Source organism: Bacillus sp. FSL K6-6540 (assembly GCF_038007545.1).
Genome location: NZ_JBBOXH010000002.1, coordinates 141,734 through 162,256 on the forward strand (window position 1 = coordinate 141,734; position 20,523 = coordinate 162,256).

A 20,523-nucleotide genomic window follows, 5' to 3' on the forward strand; every position below is an offset into this window, starting at 1 on the left:
GTTTCAGCGTTTCTTTGGAATATGTCCTGACTCCGCATATTGAAACACCTGCAAGGAAGGCAGCGGGTGTCCATTAAAATCAAATAAAGCTTGATTATCTACAGCACTTCCCCCATACCACTTCCCGGCGTCTTCAGGGTCGTATTCAGCAGCATAGCTGGACGCCCACCCTGACCCGTATGTTTCCCATAACACTTTGTTTTTCTCTATCTGTGTCTTCGGCCCGACTGGAATCCACGCCGGCTCCCAGTAGAAAACACCAAGTCCTGCTTTGCCCGTATTCGCCACTGCCTCCATTACATCTCTTACTGCAGTTGCCTGGCCTTGAACAGAAATTGGATATGGCAGCGTCTGCCCGCTTTTTGGTGCTGTATTTCCATGCCCATCGCCATCCTCAGCGGTATAGGTGTACGATGTCTCCGCCACCATGACTTTTTTGCCGTACGTATTGGCAACAGCCTTCAGTACGGAGGTCAAATTTTGTAATGTGCCATGCCAGAAAGGATAATAGGAGCTCGCAAACACATCATAATCCACTTTGTTTTTGCTGAGTGTTTCCGCAATAAATGAATACCTTCCAGCAGTTTCAGGATTGGTAAAATGCAGGGCGACCAAAATATTTGAATTTGTCTCCCTGACCGCTCGGCTTCCTTCATTAAATAATTGGCACATCTTCGTCCAATCAGTCTCACCGGCAAATCCTCCTGTTGTTTCATTTCCGACCTGAACCATGCCGATGTCAACGCCTTCCTTGATCATCTTTTGCAGGCTTTGTTTCGTATACTCATAGAGCTTTGCTTTTTTTGCTTCAAAGCTGAGATTCGCCCAGGCTTTGGGCACCTTTTGTTTCGCTGGATCGGCCCAGAAATCAGAGTAGTGAAAGTCGGCCAGCACCTTCATTCCGTTCGCTGTCGCTCTTTTTCCGATTTCGATGGCTTTTTGAACATCATTGTTTCCCCCGCCATACCCGTTGCCATTTGAATCATACGGGTGATTCCAGATGCGGACGCGAACATAGTTGACCCCAGCCTGTTTTAAAGTTGTAAAGATATCCTGGCGTTTTCCGCTTGTATTGTAAAAGGTGACACCGCTGTTTTCCAAAGCAATAACGCTGGATACATCTGCCCCTTTGATAAAGTCCTTGTTCATCCCCTCTACTTTTTTAACAAAAAGATCCTCTGCCCGAAGCTCTGACACGTGCTTCTCCTTCTCAATGGCAGCGGCATATCCTGTTGAACTACATGCACTCCACACGATGGCAGCCGCAAAGAACATTTTCACTTTGCTTTTCATGATTTCATCCCCCCAAGACTTAGTAAGCGTTTTCACTCTATAGAAAAAAGAATCCGCCCATATCGAGCGGAGCATCAGCCTAATGTGTGTTTACGACAATTCTCACTTCATACTTTTCCATCGTCAGGTCGCCTGACAATATGTCTCCTGTCATTATGTCCTTCACACTCTGATCAAACGTGACCAGCTGTTTTTCTTCCGTGAAATTCATGACAAAAATATAATCATTGTCCTGATCCTGCCTCGCTTGTACGGAGACGCCTTTTCCGTGCCGAACCGGAAAAACTGGAGAAAGAGACAGGTCTGTGATCAGACCCTCATAGAAATCACGCTGAAATTGATCCTCCAAACGCGCGCCGATAAAATACGCCTTGCCCTGCTGATACTCATGGCTTGTGACCGCTGGCGTGCGCGCATAAAAATCTTCTTGATACACCGCTTCCACTGAAGCTGTCTTTACATCAATCACGGTTGCATAATCCTTCATTTCATATATTTGGCTGCGGTAGCTGACAGCGTTTCGATCCTTCGGATACAGGGTGTCCGTTTCAAGAGGCTCAACTCCAAATATAGCTTGAAGATCCGGATGCCATCCGCCTGTGTATGTTAAGTCATGCTCATTCACAACCCCGCTGATATACGTCATGACTAAGGTGCCGCCATCAGCCGTAAACGCTTTTAAACGGGAAATGGTGTCCTCGCTGATTAAATACAGCATCGGGACGATCAGCAGTTTATATGGTGAAAAGTCTTGTTCTTTCGTGATGACGTCGACAGGGATATCGTGTTCCCAGAATGTGCGGTAATGCTGCTGAAGCGTTTGCGGATAACGTTTTGTCGCCTTCGCAAACCCCTGAGCATCCTCGAGCGCCCAATGATTTTCCCAGTCATATAAAATCGCGGTTTGAGCCGGCCTCTTCGTTCCGACAACTTCGGACAGCCGTTCCAATGTCTCGCCTACCTTGGCCACTTCTTGAAAGACGCGGTTCTTCGGGCTATTGTCATGATCCACAACCGCTCCGTGTAATTTTTCTGATGACCCCCGTGATTTGCGGTATTGGAAATAGAGAACGCTGTCCGAGCCGTGGGCAATCATTTGCATGGATGACAGCAGATTCATGCCCGGGCGCTTTGCCTTGTTGACGTTATGCCAATTGACCGCGCTTGGCGTACACTCCATTAATAAGAAGGGCTGCTGCTTCAAGCTTCGGTACAGATCATTGATAAAGCCGACCTTCATCGCCAAATCAGCTGTGCTTTCCCAGTTATTGTGCCAGACAGGATAAGCGTCCCAGCTGATGACATCGACATGCTTTGCAAATTTGCTGTAGTCGAGGCCCTGATACGGGATCAAATCCGGTGTGTCAGCCATAAAATTCGTTGTGATAGGGATATCAGGCGTCAATTCTTTCAGCGGAATGATTTCATTTTTATAAAACGAAATCGTTTGATCGGTGACGAACCGGCGCCAATCTAAATTCAGGCCATGCAAGCCATTTTCACCGATCGGCGAAGGGCTTTCAATTTGTGACCAGTCATTGAACGTATGGCTCCAAAAAGGGGTCCACCACGCATGGTTCAATGTCTTGAGGCTGTTGTCATATTTCGATTTCAGCCACTCCCGGAAAGCATGCTGGCATAGATCACAGTGGCAATCTCCCCCGTATTCGTTTGAAATGTGCCACATTAACAGCGCCGGGTGATGTCCGTATCGTTCTGCTAATAAGCGGTTGATGTGCCGTGTTTTTTCTCGGTAGACTTTAGATGTGAGGCAGTGGTTGTGCCTTCCGCCGTGCAGCTGTTTGACGCGGGAGGCATTGACGCGCAAAACTTCCGGATAGGTTTGCGACAGCCAGGCCGGACGGGCTCCGCTCGGCGTTGCTAATATGACCCGGCCGCCTATACTGTGAATCCGCTCAAAAATATCATCCAGCCATTCAAATTGATATATGCCCTCCTCCGGCTCAAGTGCGCTCCATGCAAAAATGCCGACAGAAAACGTATTCGTATGAGAAAGCTTCATCAGTTTGATATCGTCAGCTAAAATATCGGGCCGATCCAGCCACTGATCGGGGTTGTAGTCTCCCCCATGGAGCATAAATTTCGCTTCTGTTACGTGCGTTTTTTCAAGCTTTGACATCACATTCTCCTCCTTGTTCTCTTAGCCCTTCGTTCCGCCTGCGGTTAATCCGGATACAAAATTCTTTTGCAGCATGATAAAGATAACGGCAACCGGTATGCTGATAAGCAGGGCTCCGGCCGCAAATGTCGTATAGCTGGCCCCCATGACATCATTCACTAAATTGAATAGACCGACGGGCAATGTATATGATTCAGGCGTTCTCAATATGGTTGAGGACAGCACAAAATCTCCGAGCGGACCGGTAAAGCCGTTCATGGCCACGACTGCCGCCATCGGTTTTGATAATGGCAGAATGATCTGGAAGAAGATTCTGGTGCTGCTGGCTCCGTCAATCTTGGCGCTTTCGTCTAAATCCATCGGAATGGAATCCATGTACCCTTTCATCAAATACGTATTCATCGGGATCAGGCCGCCGATATAAAGCAAGATTAGCAGCCAGTGGCTATTGATCATTCCCAAGATTTGCGCCAGCACAAACAAGGCAATTAAAGCTGAAAACTGAGGAATCATCTGCAGCAATAAAAAGAGCGTTAAAGCGTATTTCCTGCCTTTGAAGCGAAAGCGCGAAAACGCATAGGCCGTAAACGTCACACAGAGCAAAGACCCTGCCATTGTAAACAGGCTGATCTTCATTGAGTTGACATACCACTGCACATATTGAAGGCTTTCCTTGCCCGCAAATAATTCCTTGTAATGGTCGAATGTCGGATGCTTCGGAATGATGGATGTACTGATTAAGCTGTTGCCGGGATTAAAGCTTGCGCCTGCCGTCCAAAGGAGAGGATAAACAATGATGACCGCCATAAAGGCTAGCAACAAGTAAGAGAAAAGGAGACGGATATATTTTCTGACCTTCATATCTGCCAGCATGCCTTATGCCTCCTCTTTAAAAGACTTTGTCTGTCTGAACTGCCACAATGCGATGGAGATAACAAATACAGATAATAAAATGGTTAAAGCCGCAGCAAGTGAATATTGGCTTGACTGCATTGTCAATTTATAAATCCATGAAACGAGGATATCTGTCCCGCCGGCTGTTGATCCGGTTACAGCCGGACCTCCGCCATTGAATAGATAGATAATATTAAAGTTATTAAAATTAAACGTAAACTGGGTAATGATAATCGGAGCCATTGCAATGAACACCATCGGAAGCGTGATGTATCTCAGCTTTGAAAAGACAGAAGCGCCATCAATCGTAGCTGCTTCATACAGATCGTCCGGGATGGATTGCAATACGCCTGTTGAGACGAGAAAGATGTACGGAAATCCGAGCCAGCCCTGCATGAGAATCAACGCAAGCCTCGACCAATTGGCATCTGTCATCCACGGAAGCGGATCTATCCCAAAGAAAGCCAAGATGTCGTGATTCATCGCACCGAAGCTATCATTAAACAGTCCCGCAAAAATTAAAATCGTCACAAAACCGGGAACGGCCCATGGCAAAATCAGAATGGTCCGAAAAAAACGTTTAAACCGAAGGTCTTTCTGGTTAACAATGATCGCGAGAAAAATCCCCAAGCTGACTTGCAGTGTGGATGCAGCAAGTGTCCAAACCACCGTCCAAGCCAGTACATCAAAAAAAGTCGACCTCCAAATATCAACTGTGAAAATATTTGCGAACGTTTGAAAACCGACCCAATCAATTAATTTTGCAGGAGGAGAATGATACAAATCATAGTTTGTAAACGCTAATGCAAAGCTGAATAAGATAGGAAAGATCACGGCGAAAATTAAAATAAACAAAGATGGGCCGCTGACGACATAAGGATAGCCCTCAGAAATGATATGCTGGTATTGTTCCTTTAAGGAACTTAATGGCTTATTTTCATCACGCTGTTTTCCGCTTTGGAACGCATCGCGAAGATTTACATAATACACCGCAAGGCCAAAGCAGGTCACGATGACAGCAATAATCCCTTCCGCCAGCAGAAAAACGGAATTATCCCGCGGCACTTCTGTTCCCAGTGTAAAGATTCCCCAAAACCCCATATTGAGCAGATCTCCAAAGACCGCAAAAAACGATGCGCCTAAGAAAAGAAAGACAATACCTTTTATCCATTGCTTGTTATAAAATTGCCCGAGTCCCGGAATGATAGAAAGCAACAAAGCGACTTGACGATGCTGCACCGTTTTCACCTCTCTTACAATACAAATCTAGCTTTCTCTTTATTTTCCGCTGTGCTTTGCCTTAATTTGTCCTTTGGCCGTTTCAGCTGCTTGATCCAATGCTTGTTTCGGATCTGCCTTCCCTGTTGCAACCGTCTGTAATGCTGAATCAGCCGGCGTCCATATTTCATTCATTTCCGGAATATTTGGTGTTGGCTCTGAGAAACGGGATTGTTCAGTAACAGCCCGTGCCGCCTCGCTTTTCATAATAGCCGGGTCATTGGCTAGGGATTTCACAGCAGGAACTTCTTTCGTTTCTTCATATCGTGTTTTAGAATTTTTTTCATTTGCCAGGAAAACGGCTAATTCTTGCGCCAGCTCTTCATTCTTTGAAAATGCACTAACGTTGTAGCTTTTGACGCCGATAAAGGAGCTCATGTTTTTCCCATTTTCCAGCTTCGGCAGTTTCGTAATGCCATAATTGATTCCTGCTTTCGAAAAAGCTTCTACATTCCATGGCCCAGAGATAATTGCGGCGGCTTTTCCTTCTGTGAACAGCGATTCCAATACGTTAATCCCTTGTTCTCCAATAATGCCAGCCGGGAACAGGCCATCTTTGTAAAACTTCTGAATCAGCGCCGCACCTTTGACAGCTCCTTCATTATTAATTCCAATGTCTGACGGGTTATAGCTCCCATCTTTGGCCTTTCCAAAAATGTATCCGCCATATCCGCTCATCACACTTTCTGCATAATAAATTTGATCGAATAGGGCTAAAAAGCCAAATTTGCTGCCATTAGCAGTCTTTTTGGAATAGTCGTACCACTCTTCCAGCGTTTTGGGCAATTCCTTTTCGGAGATGAGATCTTTGTTGTAAAAAAGGACAGTCGTTTCGACCGCTTTTGGCAGTCCATAAAGCTTTTGATCTACCATTTGAGACTGAATGGAAGCGTCAGTATAAAGTGATTGAACGTCTTTTTTGACATGTAATTCCTTGAGTAATCCTTCCGTGACAGCGGTTCCGATTTGGTCCCCTGGCATTGTTAACACGTCAGGGCCTGTGCCGGCCGGTCCGTCCATTCGCAAATCTTCAATCTGCTTGGCATACGGTTTTTCAACGACTTTGACCTTCACATCATGCTCTTTTTCAAACGCAGCAACGGCGTCTTTAATGCCGATGCTCTTTTCTTTATCCTCCCATACAACAAGCTCTGACCCTTTTGAACTCGATTTGGCGCTGCTGCTTTCCTTTGGGCCGCAAGCCGCCAAGGATAAACTGACAGCTGCGCAGAGCATGAATAAGGAACACTTTTTTGCCATTTTCATTGATTGTCACCCTTTCGGTAGGAATGAAAGCGCTTTAAAGATAATATAGCACGCCTGAGAAAATGTGTAAACAAACTTTTTACCTTATAGAGTAAATTTTTTTACCTAAATAAAAAAATGACTTAGTGTCCTAAGTCATCCTTCATTCATACTCTTCCTGACGATTAATTCTGCGCCCACATATAATGTTTTTACCGTTCTTCTCTTGTCCTGCACTTGTTCAAGCAGTAATTGAACAGCATTTTTACATAATTCATGTATATCAATATGAAACGTCGTCAGAGGAGGCGAGACATACTTCGCGAAGCTGATGTTGTTGATACTCACAATGCTTACCCTGTTTGGTATGGCAATTCCTTTTTCGTTCAGGGCTTGCAGGCAGCCCACTGCAATCGGGTCCGCTGCAATCATAAAAGCAGTCGGAAGCTGATCGCCTAATGTGTCGATCGCTGCTGACATCAGGCGGTAGCCGTTTTCTACAGAGAATCCGCGATGACAAAAAATATAGCGCTCGTCCAGCATGGCTTTTTCCCTCATATAGGATCTGAAGGTTTGTTCACGGATGTCCATTTCATCCTGATTGGTATTCGGATTTTTGTATGTGCCGCCGATAAAACCGATGCTCTTATGCCCCTTCTCAGTCAGGATGTTTACCGTCTTCCTTGTCATTTGTGCCAAATCGGGCCTTACCGAGTCAAAATGATCGGGATCAGGAGTTGAATCGATGAACACGCCATTTTCAGTGAGATTTCTGAGGAAAGCCAGCTCTTCATCTGAAAATGTGCCAACGGCAATAAACCCTTCCGTATGTTCAGGAATACTCTCGATTCCATCCGCTATTTTATAAGTGGTCATATCGACATTGAATGCCTTCGCCAGTTTCTCTACTTCTAATCTCATCGTTTTAAAATAGACATCTTCTAATTCTTCTTTATCTGTCAGCCAATATAAAAACGCAATATGTTTCACCAGCGGCCTTACTGTTTTTTTGCGGTAATTGAGCTTTTCCGCCGCTTCATAGATTTTCTCCCGTGTCTCATCAGGAACAGAAAGGCTTTCATCGTTATTTAAAACGCGGGAAACGGTTGATATTGAAAATCCCGCTTCCTGCGCGATATCTTTAATTGTCGCCATTGTATCTGCCTCCATTATTCAGCTCGTATTGTTTTAGTAAAATATTTTACTTTCTTTTTCACGAATGTCAAGTGCACAAAGCCCTCTGGCTGCCATGTAAAAAGACTGAACCATTTGCGGCTCAGTCTCAGTTGTTCGTATCATTCGAAACCGGCGGAATTGCCCGGGAAATGAGTTGGTTATTGCACATTTTCCTCGAAATATCCCGAAAGCACATCTTCCACATTCGTCAAATGCGCCAGCATGGCGGCTTCCGCCTCTGCACCGTTCCCGGCAGCCACAGCATTGTAAATCCGTTCGTGCTCCTCATACAGCCGCTGAACGGAGGTCTTCTTGGAAAACAGCCAGATTTTCCTCGTTTCCCTCATTGTTTCCAGCAGCAATGATGACACGTGATTCATCAAGTGTTTAAGAAGTTCATTTTGAGAAGCGTCCGCAAGTGCAAGATGAAATGCGAAGTCTGCTTTCTCTCCCAGCTCCCCGTCCGCTTCAATGCTGCCCATTTCCTTTAGTGCATCCTGAATTCTTTCGAGATCTGCTTCTGTCCTTTTTTCAGCCGCTAGTGAAGCCACTCCGATTTCAAGCAGTTTTCTGACCTCGAGCAGCTGCTTGACATCCTCTTTTTTCATCAGAAGGGCGGCTGAGAGCGGCTGAGAAATTTGATTGAGCTCAAATTCCTTCAGATACGTGCCTTCTCCCTGTTTCATTTCGACAAGCCCCATCGCTTTTAGCGCAGAAAGTGCTTCGCGAACCGCTGAACGGCTGACTTGAAAGCTCTCAGCAAGCGCCTGAACAGAGTCCAGTTTATCCCCCGGCTTCAATTCGCCGTTTTTGATCATATCTAATAGGGCATCTGCTACTTCTTCATATATTTTTTTTGTTTTAATCTGTTTGTATTTCAATGCAATTCACCCCGTAACTTGTAGGTCTGGCTGTTTACGATCTATTATACTCTGTTTTGTGGGCCGCCAAAAGATTTTGACTATTTTGTCAAAAAGTCTTGTACTTTGATTTTTTTCAAAATATAATGCTAGGTAACTGGTCTTATTACCCAGTCATCAGATGATCATATCATCTATAGAAACCGCTTACATATGGCGCCAGTTTATGTTTCAAGGAGGGGTTTGGGATGCAATGGACACAGGCATATACGCCTATAGGGGGAAATTTGCTATTATCAGCGCTTGCCGCACTTGTACCGATTATTTTCTTTTTTTGGGCACTCGCGATTAAACGGATGAAGGGGTATACAGCAGGCTTGGCCACATTGGGGATCGCCCTTATCATTGCTGTATTGGTTTATCGTATGCCGGCGGAAAAAGCACTGATGTCCGCGACACAAGGAGCCGTATACGGATTGTTGCCGATCGGCTGGATCATTGTGACGTCTGTTTTTTTGTATAAAATCACTGTGAAAACGGGACAGTTTGATATCATTCGCAGCTCTGTTCTCTCGATTACTGATGACCGACGGCTTCAAGCTCTCTTGATCGCTTTTTCATTCGGGGCTTTTTTAGAAGGGGCAGCAGGCTTCGGAGCGCCGGTCGCCATTTCTGCCGCGCTGCTGGTCGGTCTCGGCTTTAATCCTCTTTATGCTGCGGGGATCTGTTTGATCGCCAATACGGCGCCGGTTGCCTTTGGGGCGATTGGGATTCCAATTACAGCCGTAGAAGGGCCGACAGGGATTCCGGCGATGGAGATTTCGCAAATGGTTGGGCGGCAGCTGCCGTTTTTATCCGTATTTATTCCTCTTTATTTAATCATCATCATGAGCGGGTTCAGGAAAGCCTTGGAGATCTGGCCGGCGATTCTCGTATCCGGTGTTTCCTTTGCTGTTGTTCAATATCTCAGTTCCAATTTTTTAGGGCCTGAGCTGCCCGATGTTTTGTCAGCTCTTGTTTCAATGGCTGCGCTTGCTGTGTTTTTGAAATGGTGGAAGCCGAAAACAACATTCCGGTTTGCCGGTGAACAAGAGTCGGCCGCCTCAATTGAAACGGCGCGCACAAATCCGGCAGCGCCTGCATACAGCGGCGGACAGATTTTTAAGGCTTGGTCGCCATTTCTGCTGCTGACGGCGATGATTTCCGTATGGGGCATTCCATCTGTCAAATCTGCACTGACCGGGCATTATGAAGGCTCTGCGGTGTTCTTGAAGTGGCTGAATGCTGTTGGAGAAAAATTGACTTTTGCTCCCGGTGTGCCTTTTTTGAACAATCAGATTGTCAATGCTGACGGTACGCCGATTGAGGCGGTTTACAAGCTTGAGGTACTTGGTTCAGCCGGCACCGCGATATTGATTGCCGCAGTGCTGTCAAAGTTCATCACGGCGATTTCGTGGAAAGAGTGGGGAACCGTTTTTAAAGAAACAGTCCAAGAATTGAAGCTTCCGATTTTGACCATTGCTTCTGTCGTTGGTTTTGCCTATGTCACCAACTCCTCGGGAATGAGCACGACACTCGGGATGACACTCGCGCTGACAGGTTCGATGTTTACCTTCTTTTCGCCCGTTCTCGGCTGGCTCGGCGTCTTCATTACCGGCTCGGATACTTCCGCCAACCTGCTGTTCGGCAACCTGCAGAAAGTCACCGCATTATCAGTCGGCATGGACCCCGTTCTGTCTGTGGCCGCCAACTCTTCAGGCGGTGTCACAGGAAAAATGATTTCGCCGCAGTCGATTGCGGTGGCGTGCGCCGCGGTAGGCCTCGCCGGAAAGGAGTCAGATCTTTTCCGCTTTACCATTAAACACAGTCTGTTTTTGCTGCTGCTCGTTTGTATCATCACCTTTTTGCAGCATCACATATTCAGCTGGATGATTCCTTAAAAAAATCCTCCCGTCTAGGGAGGATTTTATTTATATCGCTTTCTCGCTGCCGATGACGGAATATTCATTTGGTCGCGATATTTTGCCACGGTGCGTCTCGAGATTTGGATGCCATGTTGTTCATACAGCAAATCGACAAGCTTTTGGTCTGAAAGCGGTTTTGTTTTGTCCTCTTGATTGATCAGGTCTTCAAGATGCGTTTTGACTGCATAATTCGACGCATCTCCATCACCTGAAGCCTCGGCTTTTGCTGAGAAAAAGAGTTTCATCTCAAACAGCCCGTAAGGCGTTTGTATTGTTTTCCCTTTAATGGCCCGGCTCACAGTTGATTCATGAAGGCTTAGACAGTCCGCCACCTCTCTGAGAGTCAGCGGCTTCATTGCGCTTCGCCCTTTCAGAAAGAAATCCTTTTGGCGTGTGATCAGTTCATTGATAATTCTCGTGATTGTCTGTTTTCGCTGCCTCAGCGCGCGGCTCAGCCAGCGCCACTCCTGATATTTCGCAGATAAATAGGAGACAGTATCCTGACAGGAGCCGGATGATAAAAGCGTTCTGTACTGCGGATGCAGATCGATCTCGGGAAACGAGCGGGTATTCAGTTCCGCTGCGATGTGCCCGTTTTTTACGGTGATAAAAATGTCAGGCTCAATATACACATCTTGCTCTGGCCGGGCAAACAGAAGGCCAGGTCTAGGATGAAGAGCCGCGATATCATCTGAGATATCTTGAATGGTATGAAGCGGAATTCCTGTCTCTACTGAAAGCGCTTTCCATTTTTTTTGCGCAAAAGCATCAAAATGAGCTGAAACCAGCATTTCCGCTTGTTCATTTCTGTTCGGCAGCCGCTGTAATTGAAGAAGGATGCATTCCTGCAAAGATCTCGCACCGATTCCAGCCGGTTCTAATGACTGGAGTTTTGCCAAAACAGCCTCCGTTTCCTTAGCCGATACAGATAGGCGCCGTGCTGCCTCCTCCACATCTTCTTCCAAGTACCCGTTTGAATCAAGCGAATGAATCAGATAATTAAAAATCTTTTTTTCAGTGTTGGTCAGATTCATATCGAGTGACTGCTGTTTTAACGCATCCTGCAATGTTTTTTGCGGATTACTTAATTGAAGGCCCGCTTCCTGTGCATTCATCCTGTTTTTGTTTGTTTTATGGTAAGATAGTGGCGGTGTGTCTGTTTCCTTTCGTTCAATAAGAGGGTTTTCCAGTGAGAGCTCATCAATGTACTCGGCGAGTTCTGCCGAATGATAGCCAAGCAGTGTGATGGCCTGCCTGAGCTCCTGTGTCAGTTGAGGCTTTAATACTTGTACTTGCTGAAGTTTCATATCCATCATGCTCACTCCCCTTTCTTCATTGTACATGATTGAGATCACACCGTATACATTTATGAAAAAGGAGCTGCCAAAGAAATGTCTGAACTTTTTTCCGTCCCTTATTTTATTGAGAATTTAAAACAGCATATTGAAATGAATCAGTCTGAGGATAAAATCCACGCGATGAACAGCTACTACCGTTCCGTCGTCTCAACGCTCGTGCAGGACCAGCTGACCAAAAACGCAGTTGTCCTGAAACGGATTCAGCATTTAGATGAAGCATACAACAAAGTCAAACGTGGAGAATCAAAATAAACCTTCCGCTCACATGTGAGCAGGAAGGTTTTCCTTCTTTGAGGCGTGCTGGATGAGCCGGGTGCCTGGCACTCCTTCCATCCAGGTATGAAAGTAATTGGCGTTTTTCCCATAGGAATTATCAATGACCGTGTTTTCTTTTTGAAGAAGAGCGGACAAGATGTGTCCGTGCAGCCTTGACGTTTCCACCGATTGGTAACGGCTGAAAAACCGAATGGCTTTTTGGACGATATAATCCGAGTATTTTCCCCATATATACGCAATGGGCAAAGGGTTGCCTGCTTTTTTGTTCAGGACGTTCAGCGTTTGGAGAAAAGCAATCGTCCGGCGGTCTGAAGCTGACAGCACCGTGCGCCAGTCGTAGCTTTCCGTTTCTGTGTGTTCCTGAAGCGCCTGGTTTGCTTCATGATCTGTTCGGATAAATCTCAGCTTTTGATTGGACGGCTGCTGCGTGGGAATGACGGGAAACAGCTGATGAGCCATATCAGGCAGAAGCTGAATGTGATTTTTTGAAAAATAAGCCTGTGCCGTAGCATAGGAGGCTTTTTCCCTTGTCATGATGTGAAGGTTCGCATGCTTAGAAAATATCTCTGCCGTCCGTTTGAGGTTGTCTTTGTTTTGAAAATAAATCGATTGCGGCAGGATCACAATTTTGTGGTTCGGATAGGTTTGGACGATTTTCTCTCTAAAGCCTTGATAATACGGATACAGATCCCCGAAGTTTCCGCCTCCCTGGCAGACGATGATGAGATTAGGATCCAGCTTTCGCCCGACTGGAAAATTGTCAGGATTCCAGCGTTTTCTGACCCGAATCCCGTGTTCTTTAAAGAAGGCTTCTGTTCCTTTCATAATAAATAAATCCCCTACATTCCCATATAGAGGATAGTCAGCATATATAATCTCTGATTGTTTCGGAATGACGTCGAGCAGCCCGGACAGTTTCTGTTTCAGGCTGATCATCGAATGCTTGCTGTCCATTTCTTCACCTCGGCAGTTTGGAATAAGTGCAGTAGCACTTCAATGACCCGGTCTTGCTCATCTTCTGTCATATTGGACCCCGATGGGAGACAGATTCCTCGCTTGAACAAATCTTCGCATACGCTTCCTGTATCTTCATGAGAATAAAATAAAGCCGGATCGAATAGCTGCTGGGTATGGAGCGGCTTCCACAGCGGACGGGCTTCAATGTTTTCTTCAGCAAGACATTGAACTACGTCATATGGGCTGAGCCCGTTATCAAGTGTGAGCGTGGTGAGCCAGCGATTGGATACGCCTGCTGCGTACTCCGGCATAAAGCGGACGCCGGCTATGTGACCGAGCGCATTTTTGTATCTCGTGAAAATGGTCCTTCTTTTCTCCACTCGCTCATCCAGCACCTCAAGCTGGGCAATGCCGACGCCGGCTAAGATATTGCTCAGCCTGTAATTATGTCCAATTTGACTGTGCTGGTAATGAACAGCCGGCTCTCGTGCCTGCGAAGCGAGAAATCTTGCTTTTTCAATTGCTGCTTCATCATTTGAAACGAGCATCCCTCCCCCTGATGTGGTAATGATTTTGTTCCCGTTAAATGAAAAAATGCCGAAGCGCCCGAAAGTTCCGCTTTGCTTCCCTTTATAGACTGTGCCGAGAGATTCGGCTGCGTCCTCAATGACAGGAACTCCGTATGCATCACACAGGCTTACGATTTCATCCATTTTCGCGCTCTGCCCATATAGATTGACGGCAATCACCGCTTTTGGCAGTGTTCCATTTCTTTTCGCTTCCTCCAATGCTCTTTCAAGGGCTGTCGGCGACATATTCCACGTATCAGGCTCAGAATCAATAAAGACGGGCACCGCTTTTTCATATAGAATCGGATTGGCGGTTGCTACAAATGTGAAGGACTGGCAAAACACGCTGTCACCTTCTTTTACCTCAAGTAAACGCAGCGCGAGATGAATCGCCGCCGTTCCTGAGCTGACCGCAGCAGCTGCTTTTACACCGACTCGTTCTGCCAGCTGTTCTTCAAATGAATTCACGAGCGGCCCAAGCGGCGCAATCCAGTTTGAGCGAAAGGCTTCTGAAATATAGTGCTGCTCCCTGCCGCTCATATGAGGGGGAGATAAGTAGATTTTTTTATGCATAGAATCATCCTTTGTTTGATGTTTGAATGGAAGAAATGATGCGTGCCGGTGCACCGGCCGCCGTTACCCTGTCCGGTATGGGACGGATCACCGCGGAGCCGGCTCCGACAATGCTCCAAGCCCCGATTGTGATCTGCGGTATGACGGATGCACCGGTTCCGACGTGAGCGCCTTCCTGAACGGAAACCGCTCCTGACAGCGTGGCACGCGGGGAAAGATGAACGTAATCGCTGATTTGATTGTCGTGCTCTGCCACTGCACCCGTATTGATGATGCAATGAGCGCCGATGCGCGCATCCGCCTGAATGATCGCGCCCGCCATAATTACTGTCCCTTCCCCAATGACAGCCGACCTGCTGACGATGGCTGACGGGTGAATCAATGTAATAAAATCATCTTTCCTCAGTCCCAGTCGCTCCGCCAGCTGTTTTCTGACACTGTTATTCCCAACAGCAATCAGAAACAGCACATCAGGAATGAGCCTGCGTAGTTCAGTAACGGCTTCCGGCGGTCCTGTGTACCATTCTTTTCCGCCTTCGAACGTTTTGAATTTATCATCCAGCACCGCGGCTAAGCGCGTATCTGAGCGGGCGTTTATCAGCTCTCTGATCACCTTTCCGTGTCCGCCGTCACCCACAATGGCCACGTTTTTCATGAGGACACATCTCCGCTTCCGGTAAACCGTTCCGCGGTCACATGATTGGTTTGCTGAATCCCTTCTGAAACAAGGACCTTTCGCACCGTCAAACATAAAATTTTCAAATCGAGAAAAAATGACCGGTTGTCAACGTACCAAACATCTAATTCAAATTTCTTTTCCCAGGAAATCGCGTTTCTGCCATTGATTTGCGCCCAGCCTGTGATACCCGGCTTCACCTCATGGCGCCGTGCCTGTTTTTCTGTATAAAGAGGCAGATAGTCCATCAAAAGCGGCCGCGGCCCGACAAGGCTCAGATCGCCCTTCAGGACATTCAGGAGCTGCGGAAGCTCATCAATGCTCAGCTTTCTGATCAGCCTGCCTGTTTTCGTCAGCCGGACTTCATCGGGCAGCAGATTTCCCTCACCGTCCCGTTCATCCGTCATTGTCCGGAACTTATATAGGGTGAACGGTTTGCCGTGCAGGCCTGGCCTTACTTGCTTAAAGAAGACAGGTGATCCTATTTTCAGCCTGACAACGGCGATGGTGAACAGAATGATCACACTTGTACAGCACAACAAAAAAATGGCGGCCGTCAGATCAAAAAGTCGTTTCAGGATCAAAGATTCACAGCTCCTTTCGTTTTTCGAAACCGTTTTAATACCAGCTGTCTTTCCTCTTTTGTACAAACGAGCATAAAAGCGAAAACAGCGTAGAAAAAGCTGACTGTCACTCCCGTCGCTATCAGTGACGGCCAGCCGTCAATCTTCACAATGAACTGAATCGCCTTACAGACCGCCCAGGCAAACACAGCGGCTGAAAGAGGCCCGATGATGCCTTTAAAGAACACGTGCTTTTTGCAGCCTGTAATGCGGGATACGTAAAGCGGCGTAAAGATGGCATTTTTTAAAATAAGAGAAATGGCCCCCGCCAACGTTATGCCGTACAGACCGAGATGAGCCGGCCCGCTCAGCGTGACCGCCAGCACCACATTCACCGCACCTAACAGCAGGGTAACAATCGCCGGTGTTTTTTGTTGATTAAAAGCGGTCCATATATAAAACAGCGGCATAAAGGCGAGGCTGACAACCAAGTATCCGGCATGAATAAATAAAAGCGGTGCTATCGTTGAAAAGGACGGTCCGAGCCAGATTGTCAAAAAAGGCCCCGCCAATCCGCCCAATAAGGCAGCAGGAAGTGCAAGCAAAAGACCATTGAGCCTTACTGCCTTATTGGCGTAATTCATCAATCCATCCATATCGCCTTTTGAATAATATGAAGTCATGATAGGCGCAAACAGGGATGCGACCGTTCCGGCCAAGCTGCGCAAAAGCAGCGGAAACTGGATAATCGCCGCGTATTTCCCGGATGCGGACGCCCCCAGCATCAAATTGGCGGTTAACAGATCAATCTGCAAAAAAAGCAGGACGCCGATTTGATTGACGGAGCTCCATGCGCCCGCTTGAAACAGCTCCTTGCTTGTGCGGAATGAAAGATCCTTCATACGAAACGAAAACCACGGAATCAGCTTTTTGAAGAAATAGAAAGACAGCACAGACGCAATGACAGCACCAGCTAAAGCTGCAAGCTGGATCTGCCAGATTTTCGGCGCAAAGCATGCAAACAGGAGCAGCACAGACAGCACACGTATAAGCATTTGCACCGCCTGAATGGAACTGGTGATATAAAGGCGGTTGGCATAAAATGGTGCAGCGCCGAAACCAGCCATCAGAAACGTTAAAATAAACAGCAAACTGCCGATCAAAATCGACAAACGCACATCTGCCAAAAGCGCTTGCGGCACATTCATGACGCGGTCAATAAAAAAAGCCGAACCCGCAAGCGGCAGCAAGAGCAGCAATGAAATCAAAACAGAGGCCGCTAAATAATTGCTGATATACGCATTTGCTTTCTCCCGCTCTCCCCTGTGGGCAGCAACAGAAAAGAACCGAACAACAACCGAGCTGAGCGCCACGGTGATAACCGAAAAGTAATTAATCACATTTTGTGTCAAGTGAACAAAGCCAAACGCTTCCACACCAAGCGTTTTGACAATAAAAGGCGTCATCCAAACCGATAGGAAAACGGACAAGAGAAAAGCCGTGAGATTAGCGCTGAAATTTATCGTGAATTTCATGCCTGCTTCGCACTGCCTTTCATTGTCCCCCGCTGCTCGAAAAACAGCTTGATGAGAAAAGTGAGCCGCCATTTACACAGTGCTAATACCAAACGCTCTCCTCTTAATAATTTCTCATGCTGAAACGGTGTATGTCTGACAGCCTGCCGCACCATGTCATAGGATAAAATCTGTCTGATCTTCTTTTTGATGTCTTTCGGCGAATTCGGAGAAGCACAGGCATTTGCCAAAAGCATCGGAAGCTGATGCCTGCAAATGTACACATTCAAATCTTCTTTACATGCGCCTGCTAAGCCGTAGTGATTGTAGAATGCGATTTTAGCCTGATATTGTTTTTGAAGATGTTCATCCATCGCCGGCTTATAAGGAATTTCTGTCAGGCTGTTCGGGTTTTCACGATAAATGTACAATCCTTCATCAAGCATTTTCACCCGCTCCGCTTCGCAAAAAGCGGACAAATTGAAGGGAGAGTCTTCAGCAAAACGGATGTCTTCATCAAACAACAGATTCGCCCTTTCAAAAAGCTCACGACGGTAAAGATAACGCCATACATACCAGATAAATCTCGTTTCGTGAGCATGTTTAAGCTGTTCAGTCATTTCTGGTTTCGTCAGCACGCGGTTTGCCTCAAGCTGCGGCGGCACATATGTCCGCCTGTCCGATGACTGCTTGTAAAAACCGCATCCGACGATGTCAAGCTGATTTTGCTCCGCTTCTTCAGTCAGCCTCTGGAACATGGCGGATGATACATAATCGTCTCCGTCTACAAAGCCGATGTAAGTGCCCCGCGCGGCCTTTATTCCCGTATTTCGCGCTGAACTAAGCCCGCCGTTTGCCTGATGAATGACCTGGATTCTCGCATCCCGTTTTGCATAGTCCTCTGCAATCTCGCCTGAACGATCCGGTGTTCCGTCATTCACGAGGATGATTTCAATATCAGAAAGCGTTTGACGAAGCAAAGAATCAATGCACTCTTCTATAAATGGTTCAACATTATACATCGGGACAATAATGCTGACGAGCGGGATCATTGCGCTTCACCGCTGATTTTGTCACGCAGACCTTTAAAATACACATCTCTCGGAAAGCCTGCACGGGGTGTTTCTTTTGTTAAAAGCTCATTGACTGCGGCTGTTACGCGCTCTGGCTCCGGATGTTCTATCAGCTTCATGAACGGGATGTCTTTAAGCCATTGATAGCCCTCCATCACCTTATGGTCAAAGGAGCGAATGACAACACATGGCGTTCCTGTCAGCGCGCAAAAAATCATGCCATGAAGCCTGTCAGTGACGACGGCTTCTGCGCTTTGCAGCTTAGACCACAGTGCTTCAAGTTCTTGTTCGCGTGTATCCCGGCTGACCCGGCGGCCGATCGTTGTCGTAAAGGATTTGATCTCGCCGAATTCCTCAAATAGCGCAGCCTTGACCCGGTTCCTCTGGTCCTCCTGAAGCACGCTTTCCTGATCCTCGCGCAAACACATATAAACCCCTTCGCGTTCTGCGGGGGTCTTGCTTCTATCTAAATACAGCACCATGTCCGGCTGCTTCAAAATTGTTTTTTCTTGAAAATGCTGTTTCATAAATTGATACGTTGTTTCATCCCGTGCCATGAGCAATAGGCCGGGGTGCGCATTATAAATTTTCTGTGCCCGTTTCAGCTCTTTGCGCCCCTTTTTCGTGTCAGAAAAATGAGCCGTTGCCGGAAGCTGGATAACCCGATAGTCATGGAATGTTTTAATGATGAAGCGGCGCGTCCACTCCTCATAACGGTATAAATCCCCCATATTTCCGCCGCCGATGATAAAGACCATATCCTCCGGATGGCGCGAGCGGATCAGGTTTTTTGCTGATTTGTAAATGTCCTTCATATCGACCTCGACGATGTCAAAGTCCGGGTATTCTCGCTCAAGAAATGCCTTGCTGGCATAAGCAATTGCGTGATCTCCCAAATTGTCATGGGACGGCAGCAGGGTCAGTATGATTTTTTTCTGATGTGCTGCGGCCTTTACCGGTTGATCTGCCGCTCCCAGCCAATATTGGGACGGGTATTTGACCTTTAGCAGCAGCCATTCTGCAAAATTGATTTTCAACGATTGTAACGACATGTCCTCACCCTCTGTTTCTCATTTTGTACTCGATCACCCGCTGATACACAGCCGATGCCATAGCGACGAACGGAATTATTCTGTATTTCGCCATCAGAAGCAGGCATGACCGTTTTGCGTCAAAAGGAGCGGTACCCGTTTTTGAAAGACTTTCTTGAAACACCGGGTCCGCGCATATCACGCCAACATTTCTAAGCTTTTCAAACAGCCGGCGGCTGCCGCTCGTTTTCCATTCATTCAGCATACAGATGCTGCTGTGAAGAACGATAAAGGTATCAAGCTCCTTGCGATACTCCTCCAGTTTGTTGTTCTCCTGTAAAAACGCCGCATTCGCCTCATACAGCGCAAGTCCTGATTCAAACAATTTTTTCTGATAGCGCTGCACAATGGAGGAAAGGTGAATTCGATAATGATAGAGCGGCGTTTTTACGTAGGATACTGAGCGGGCGAAAAAGTGAGCCCTGAAGCTGAAAAACTGATCCTCGACATGCTCCAGCTCGCCTCGGAGCGGAAACGACAGCCGATGGGCTTCAATCATGCTTCTTCTGTACAGTTTGTTCCATGAAAACCCTCTGACCTTCCCTTCGAATAACGCCTTGATATAGTGCTCCTTCGGCTGATCCTGATAGGTTTGGGCAATGTCTGAGTCCATGGTTTTGCCAGTGTCCTCAAACTCTGCGGCGTAATTGCAAATGACCAGATCAGTTTTATCGCCTGCTGCCCGGAGCATCTGCTCGCAATAATCAGGCTCAATCCAATCGTCTGAATCGATAAACGCGATAAATTCGCCGCGTGCCGCCTCAATGCCTTTATTCCGAACCGCACCGAGACCCTGGTTCTTCTGATGAATCACCTTGAACCTGTTGTCCATTTTGGCGTATTCTTCTGCGATATCCGGGCTGGCGTCAGCTGAACCGTCATTAACAATGATGATTTCTATATTGTCCACTGTCTGGTTCCGCAGGGATTCGAGACACGTTCTGATATATGTTTCTGTGTTATAAACAGCGACTAACAGACTAACCGCAGGTGTTTCCATAATGACCGGCTCCTCTTGCATAA

At 46.9% G+C, this 20,523-nt stretch carries 18 protein-coding genes; 2 read left to right on the forward strand and 16 right to left on the reverse strand.

Features of this window, described 5'->3' with window-relative positions:
• Positions 1-3 precede the first annotated feature (3 nt).
• The 7 genes from ganB to lutR form a co-directional block, all read right to left on the reverse strand.
• Positions 4-1,293, reverse strand: a complete 1,290-nt coding sequence (ganB, locus tag MHH82_RS33170; RefSeq protein WP_021480636.1) for an arabinogalactan endo-beta-1,4-galactanase — start codon at positions 1,291-1,293, stop codon at positions 4-6.
• A gap of 79 nt (positions 1,294-1,372) precedes the next feature.
• Positions 1,373-3,436 (reverse strand): beta-galactosidase GanA, encoded by a 2,064-nt coding sequence (gene ganA, locus MHH82_RS33175; RefSeq protein WP_072175074.1) that lies wholly within the window; start codon positions 3,434-3,436, stop codon positions 1,373-1,375.
• Between the two features lie 18 nt (positions 3,437-3,454).
• The gene (gene ganQ, locus MHH82_RS33180) at positions 3,455-4,306 is read right to left on the reverse strand and encodes an arabinogalactan oligomer ABC transporter permease GanQ (protein WP_014478026.1); all 852 of its coding nucleotides are present in this window, start codon (positions 4,304-4,306) and stop codon (positions 3,455-3,457) included.
• Positions 4,307-4,309: 3 nt separating this feature from the next.
• Complete coding sequence (gene ganP, locus MHH82_RS33185) at positions 4,310-5,566, reverse strand: arabinogalactan oligomer ABC transporter permease GanP (RefSeq protein WP_029946017.1); 1,257 nt, start codon at positions 5,564-5,566, stop codon at positions 4,310-4,312.
• A 39-nt stretch (positions 5,567-5,605) separates the two neighbouring features.
• The gene (gene ganS, locus MHH82_RS33190; RefSeq protein ID WP_041850515.1) at positions 5,606-6,871 is read right to left on the reverse strand and encodes an arabinogalactan oligomer ABC transporter substrate-binding protein GanS; all 1,266 of its coding nucleotides are present in this window, start codon (positions 6,869-6,871) and stop codon (positions 5,606-5,608) included.
• Positions 6,872-7,006: 135 nt separating this feature from the next.
• Entirely contained in the window at positions 7,007-8,005 is a 999-nt protein-coding gene (gene ganR / locus MHH82_RS33195) for a galactan degradation operon transcriptional regulator GanR (RefSeq protein WP_014480938.1), read from the reverse strand.
• 179 nt (positions 8,006-8,184) lie between these two features.
• On the reverse strand, positions 8,185-8,907 hold the full coding sequence (gene lutR, locus MHH82_RS33200; RefSeq protein ID WP_029318374.1) for an L-lactate utilization/bacilysin biosynthesis transcriptional regulator LutR: 723 nt from the start codon (positions 8,905-8,907) through the stop codon (positions 8,185-8,187).
• 227 nt (positions 8,908-9,134) lie between these two features.
• On the opposite strand from lutR, the gene lutP reads away from it, so the two are divergent.
• Positions 9,135-10,826, forward strand: a complete 1,692-nt coding sequence (gene lutP / locus MHH82_RS33205) for an L-lactate permease LutP (RefSeq protein ID WP_072175075.1) — start codon at positions 9,135-9,137, stop codon at positions 10,824-10,826.
• A 26-nt stretch (positions 10,827-10,852) separates the two neighbouring features.
• Here lutP and rpoN read toward each other — a convergent pair whose 3' ends face one another.
• Positions 10,853-12,163, reverse strand: a complete 1,311-nt coding sequence (rpoN, locus tag MHH82_RS33210; RefSeq protein WP_072175118.1) for an RNA polymerase factor sigma-54 — start codon at positions 12,161-12,163, stop codon at positions 10,853-10,855.
• A 78-nt stretch (positions 12,164-12,241) separates the two neighbouring features.
• Here rpoN and yvfG point away from each other — a divergent pair, with 78 nt between their 5' ends.
• Entirely contained in the window at positions 12,242-12,460 is a 219-nt protein-coding gene (yvfG, locus tag MHH82_RS33215) for a protein YvfG (RefSeq protein WP_003219905.1), read from the forward strand.
• A gap of 9 nt (positions 12,461-12,469) precedes the next feature.
• On the opposite strand, the gene MHH82_RS33220 is transcribed toward yvfG, so the two are convergent.
• Genes MHH82_RS33220 through MHH82_RS33255 form a run of 8 tightly spaced genes read right to left on the reverse strand, consistent with a single transcriptional unit; the run spans position 12,470 to position 20,500 of the window.
• Positions 12,470-13,438 (reverse strand): polysaccharide pyruvyl transferase family protein, encoded by a 969-nt coding sequence (locus MHH82_RS33220; RefSeq protein WP_072175076.1) that lies wholly within the window; start codon positions 13,436-13,438, stop codon positions 12,470-12,472.
• Positions 13,417-14,583, reverse strand: a complete 1,167-nt coding sequence (locus MHH82_RS33225; RefSeq protein ID WP_038829416.1) for a DegT/DnrJ/EryC1/StrS family aminotransferase — start codon at positions 14,581-14,583, stop codon at positions 13,417-13,419. The genes MHH82_RS33220 and MHH82_RS33225 overlap by 22 nt, the downstream gene beginning before the upstream one ends.
• Before the next feature lie 4 nt (positions 14,584-14,587).
• Positions 14,588-15,238, reverse strand: a complete 651-nt coding sequence (locus MHH82_RS33230; protein ID WP_070547799.1) for an acetyltransferase — start codon at positions 15,236-15,238, stop codon at positions 14,588-14,590.
• The gene (locus MHH82_RS33235; RefSeq protein ID WP_015251185.1) at positions 15,235-15,843 is read right to left on the reverse strand and encodes a sugar transferase; all 609 of its coding nucleotides are present in this window, start codon (positions 15,841-15,843) and stop codon (positions 15,235-15,237) included. Before MHH82_RS33235 ends, MHH82_RS33230 begins: the two co-directional genes overlap by 4 nt.
• The gene (locus MHH82_RS33240; protein WP_072175077.1) at positions 15,840-17,357 is read right to left on the reverse strand and encodes an MATE family efflux transporter; all 1,518 of its coding nucleotides are present in this window, start codon (positions 17,355-17,357) and stop codon (positions 15,840-15,842) included. Before MHH82_RS33240 ends, MHH82_RS33235 begins: the two co-directional genes overlap by 4 nt.
• Entirely contained in the window at positions 17,354-18,388 is a 1,035-nt protein-coding gene (locus tag MHH82_RS33245; RefSeq protein ID WP_072175078.1) for a glycosyltransferase, read from the reverse strand. The genes MHH82_RS33240 and MHH82_RS33245 overlap by 4 nt, the downstream gene beginning before the upstream one ends.
• The gene (locus MHH82_RS33250) at positions 18,385-19,461 is read right to left on the reverse strand and encodes a polysaccharide pyruvyl transferase family protein (protein ID WP_014478038.1); all 1,077 of its coding nucleotides are present in this window, start codon (positions 19,459-19,461) and stop codon (positions 18,385-18,387) included. Before MHH82_RS33250 ends, MHH82_RS33245 begins: the two co-directional genes overlap by 4 nt.
• A gap of 4 nt (positions 19,462-19,465) precedes the next feature.
• Positions 19,466-20,500 (reverse strand): glycosyltransferase family 2 protein, encoded by a 1,035-nt coding sequence (locus MHH82_RS33255; protein WP_072175079.1) that lies wholly within the window; start codon positions 20,498-20,500, stop codon positions 19,466-19,468.
• Between the last annotated feature and the right edge of the window lie 23 nt (positions 20,501-20,523).

Excerpts from the sequence above, each read along its gene's own strand:
- MHH82_RS33220 (WP_072175076.1), bottom strand. The coding sequence starts at position 13,438 with ATGGACAGCAAGCATTCGATGATCAGCCTGAAACAGAAACTGTCCGGG.
- yvfG (WP_003219905.1), top strand. The coding sequence starts at position 12,242 with ATGTCTGAACTTTTTTCCGTCCCTTATTTTATTGAGAATTTAAAACAG.
- lutP (WP_072175075.1), top strand. The coding sequence starts at position 9,135 with ATGCAATGGACACAGGCATATACGCCTATAGGGGGAAATTTGCTATTA.
- MHH82_RS33250 (WP_014478038.1), bottom strand. The coding sequence starts at position 19,461 with ATGTCGTTACAATCGTTGAAAATCAATTTTGCAGAATGGCTGCTGCTA.
- MHH82_RS33240 (WP_072175077.1), bottom strand. The coding sequence starts at position 17,357 with ATGAAATTCACGATAAATTTCAGCGCTAATCTCACGGCTTTTCTCTTG.
- MHH82_RS33255 (WP_072175079.1), bottom strand. The coding sequence starts at position 20,500 with ATGGAAACACCTGCGGTTAGTCTGTTAGTCGCTGTTTATAACACAGAA.
- rpoN (WP_072175118.1), bottom strand. The coding sequence starts at position 12,163 with ATGGATATGAAACTTCAGCAAGTACAAGTATTAAAGCCTCAACTGACA.
- ganR (WP_014480938.1), bottom strand. The coding sequence starts at position 8,005 with ATGGCGACAATTAAAGATATCGCGCAGGAAGCGGGATTTTCAATATCA.
- MHH82_RS33230 (WP_070547799.1), bottom strand. The coding sequence starts at position 15,238 with ATGAAAAACGTGGCCATTGTGGGTGACGGCGGACACGGAAAGGTGATC.
- ganS (WP_041850515.1), bottom strand. The coding sequence starts at position 6,871 with ATGAAAATGGCAAAAAAGTGTTCCTTATTCATGCTCTGCGCAGCTGTC.
- ganQ (WP_014478026.1), bottom strand. The coding sequence starts at position 4,306 with ATGCTGGCAGATATGAAGGTCAGAAAATATATCCGTCTCCTTTTCTCT.
- MHH82_RS33225 (WP_038829416.1), bottom strand. The coding sequence starts at position 14,583 with ATGCATAAAAAAATCTACTTATCTCCCCCTCATATGAGCGGCAGGGAG.
- ganB (WP_021480636.1), bottom strand. The coding sequence starts at position 1,293 with ATGAAAAGCAAAGTGAAAATGTTCTTTGCGGCTGCCATCGTGTGGAGT.
- MHH82_RS33245 (WP_072175078.1), bottom strand. The coding sequence starts at position 18,388 with ATGATCCCGCTCGTCAGCATTATTGTCCCGATGTATAATGTTGAACCA.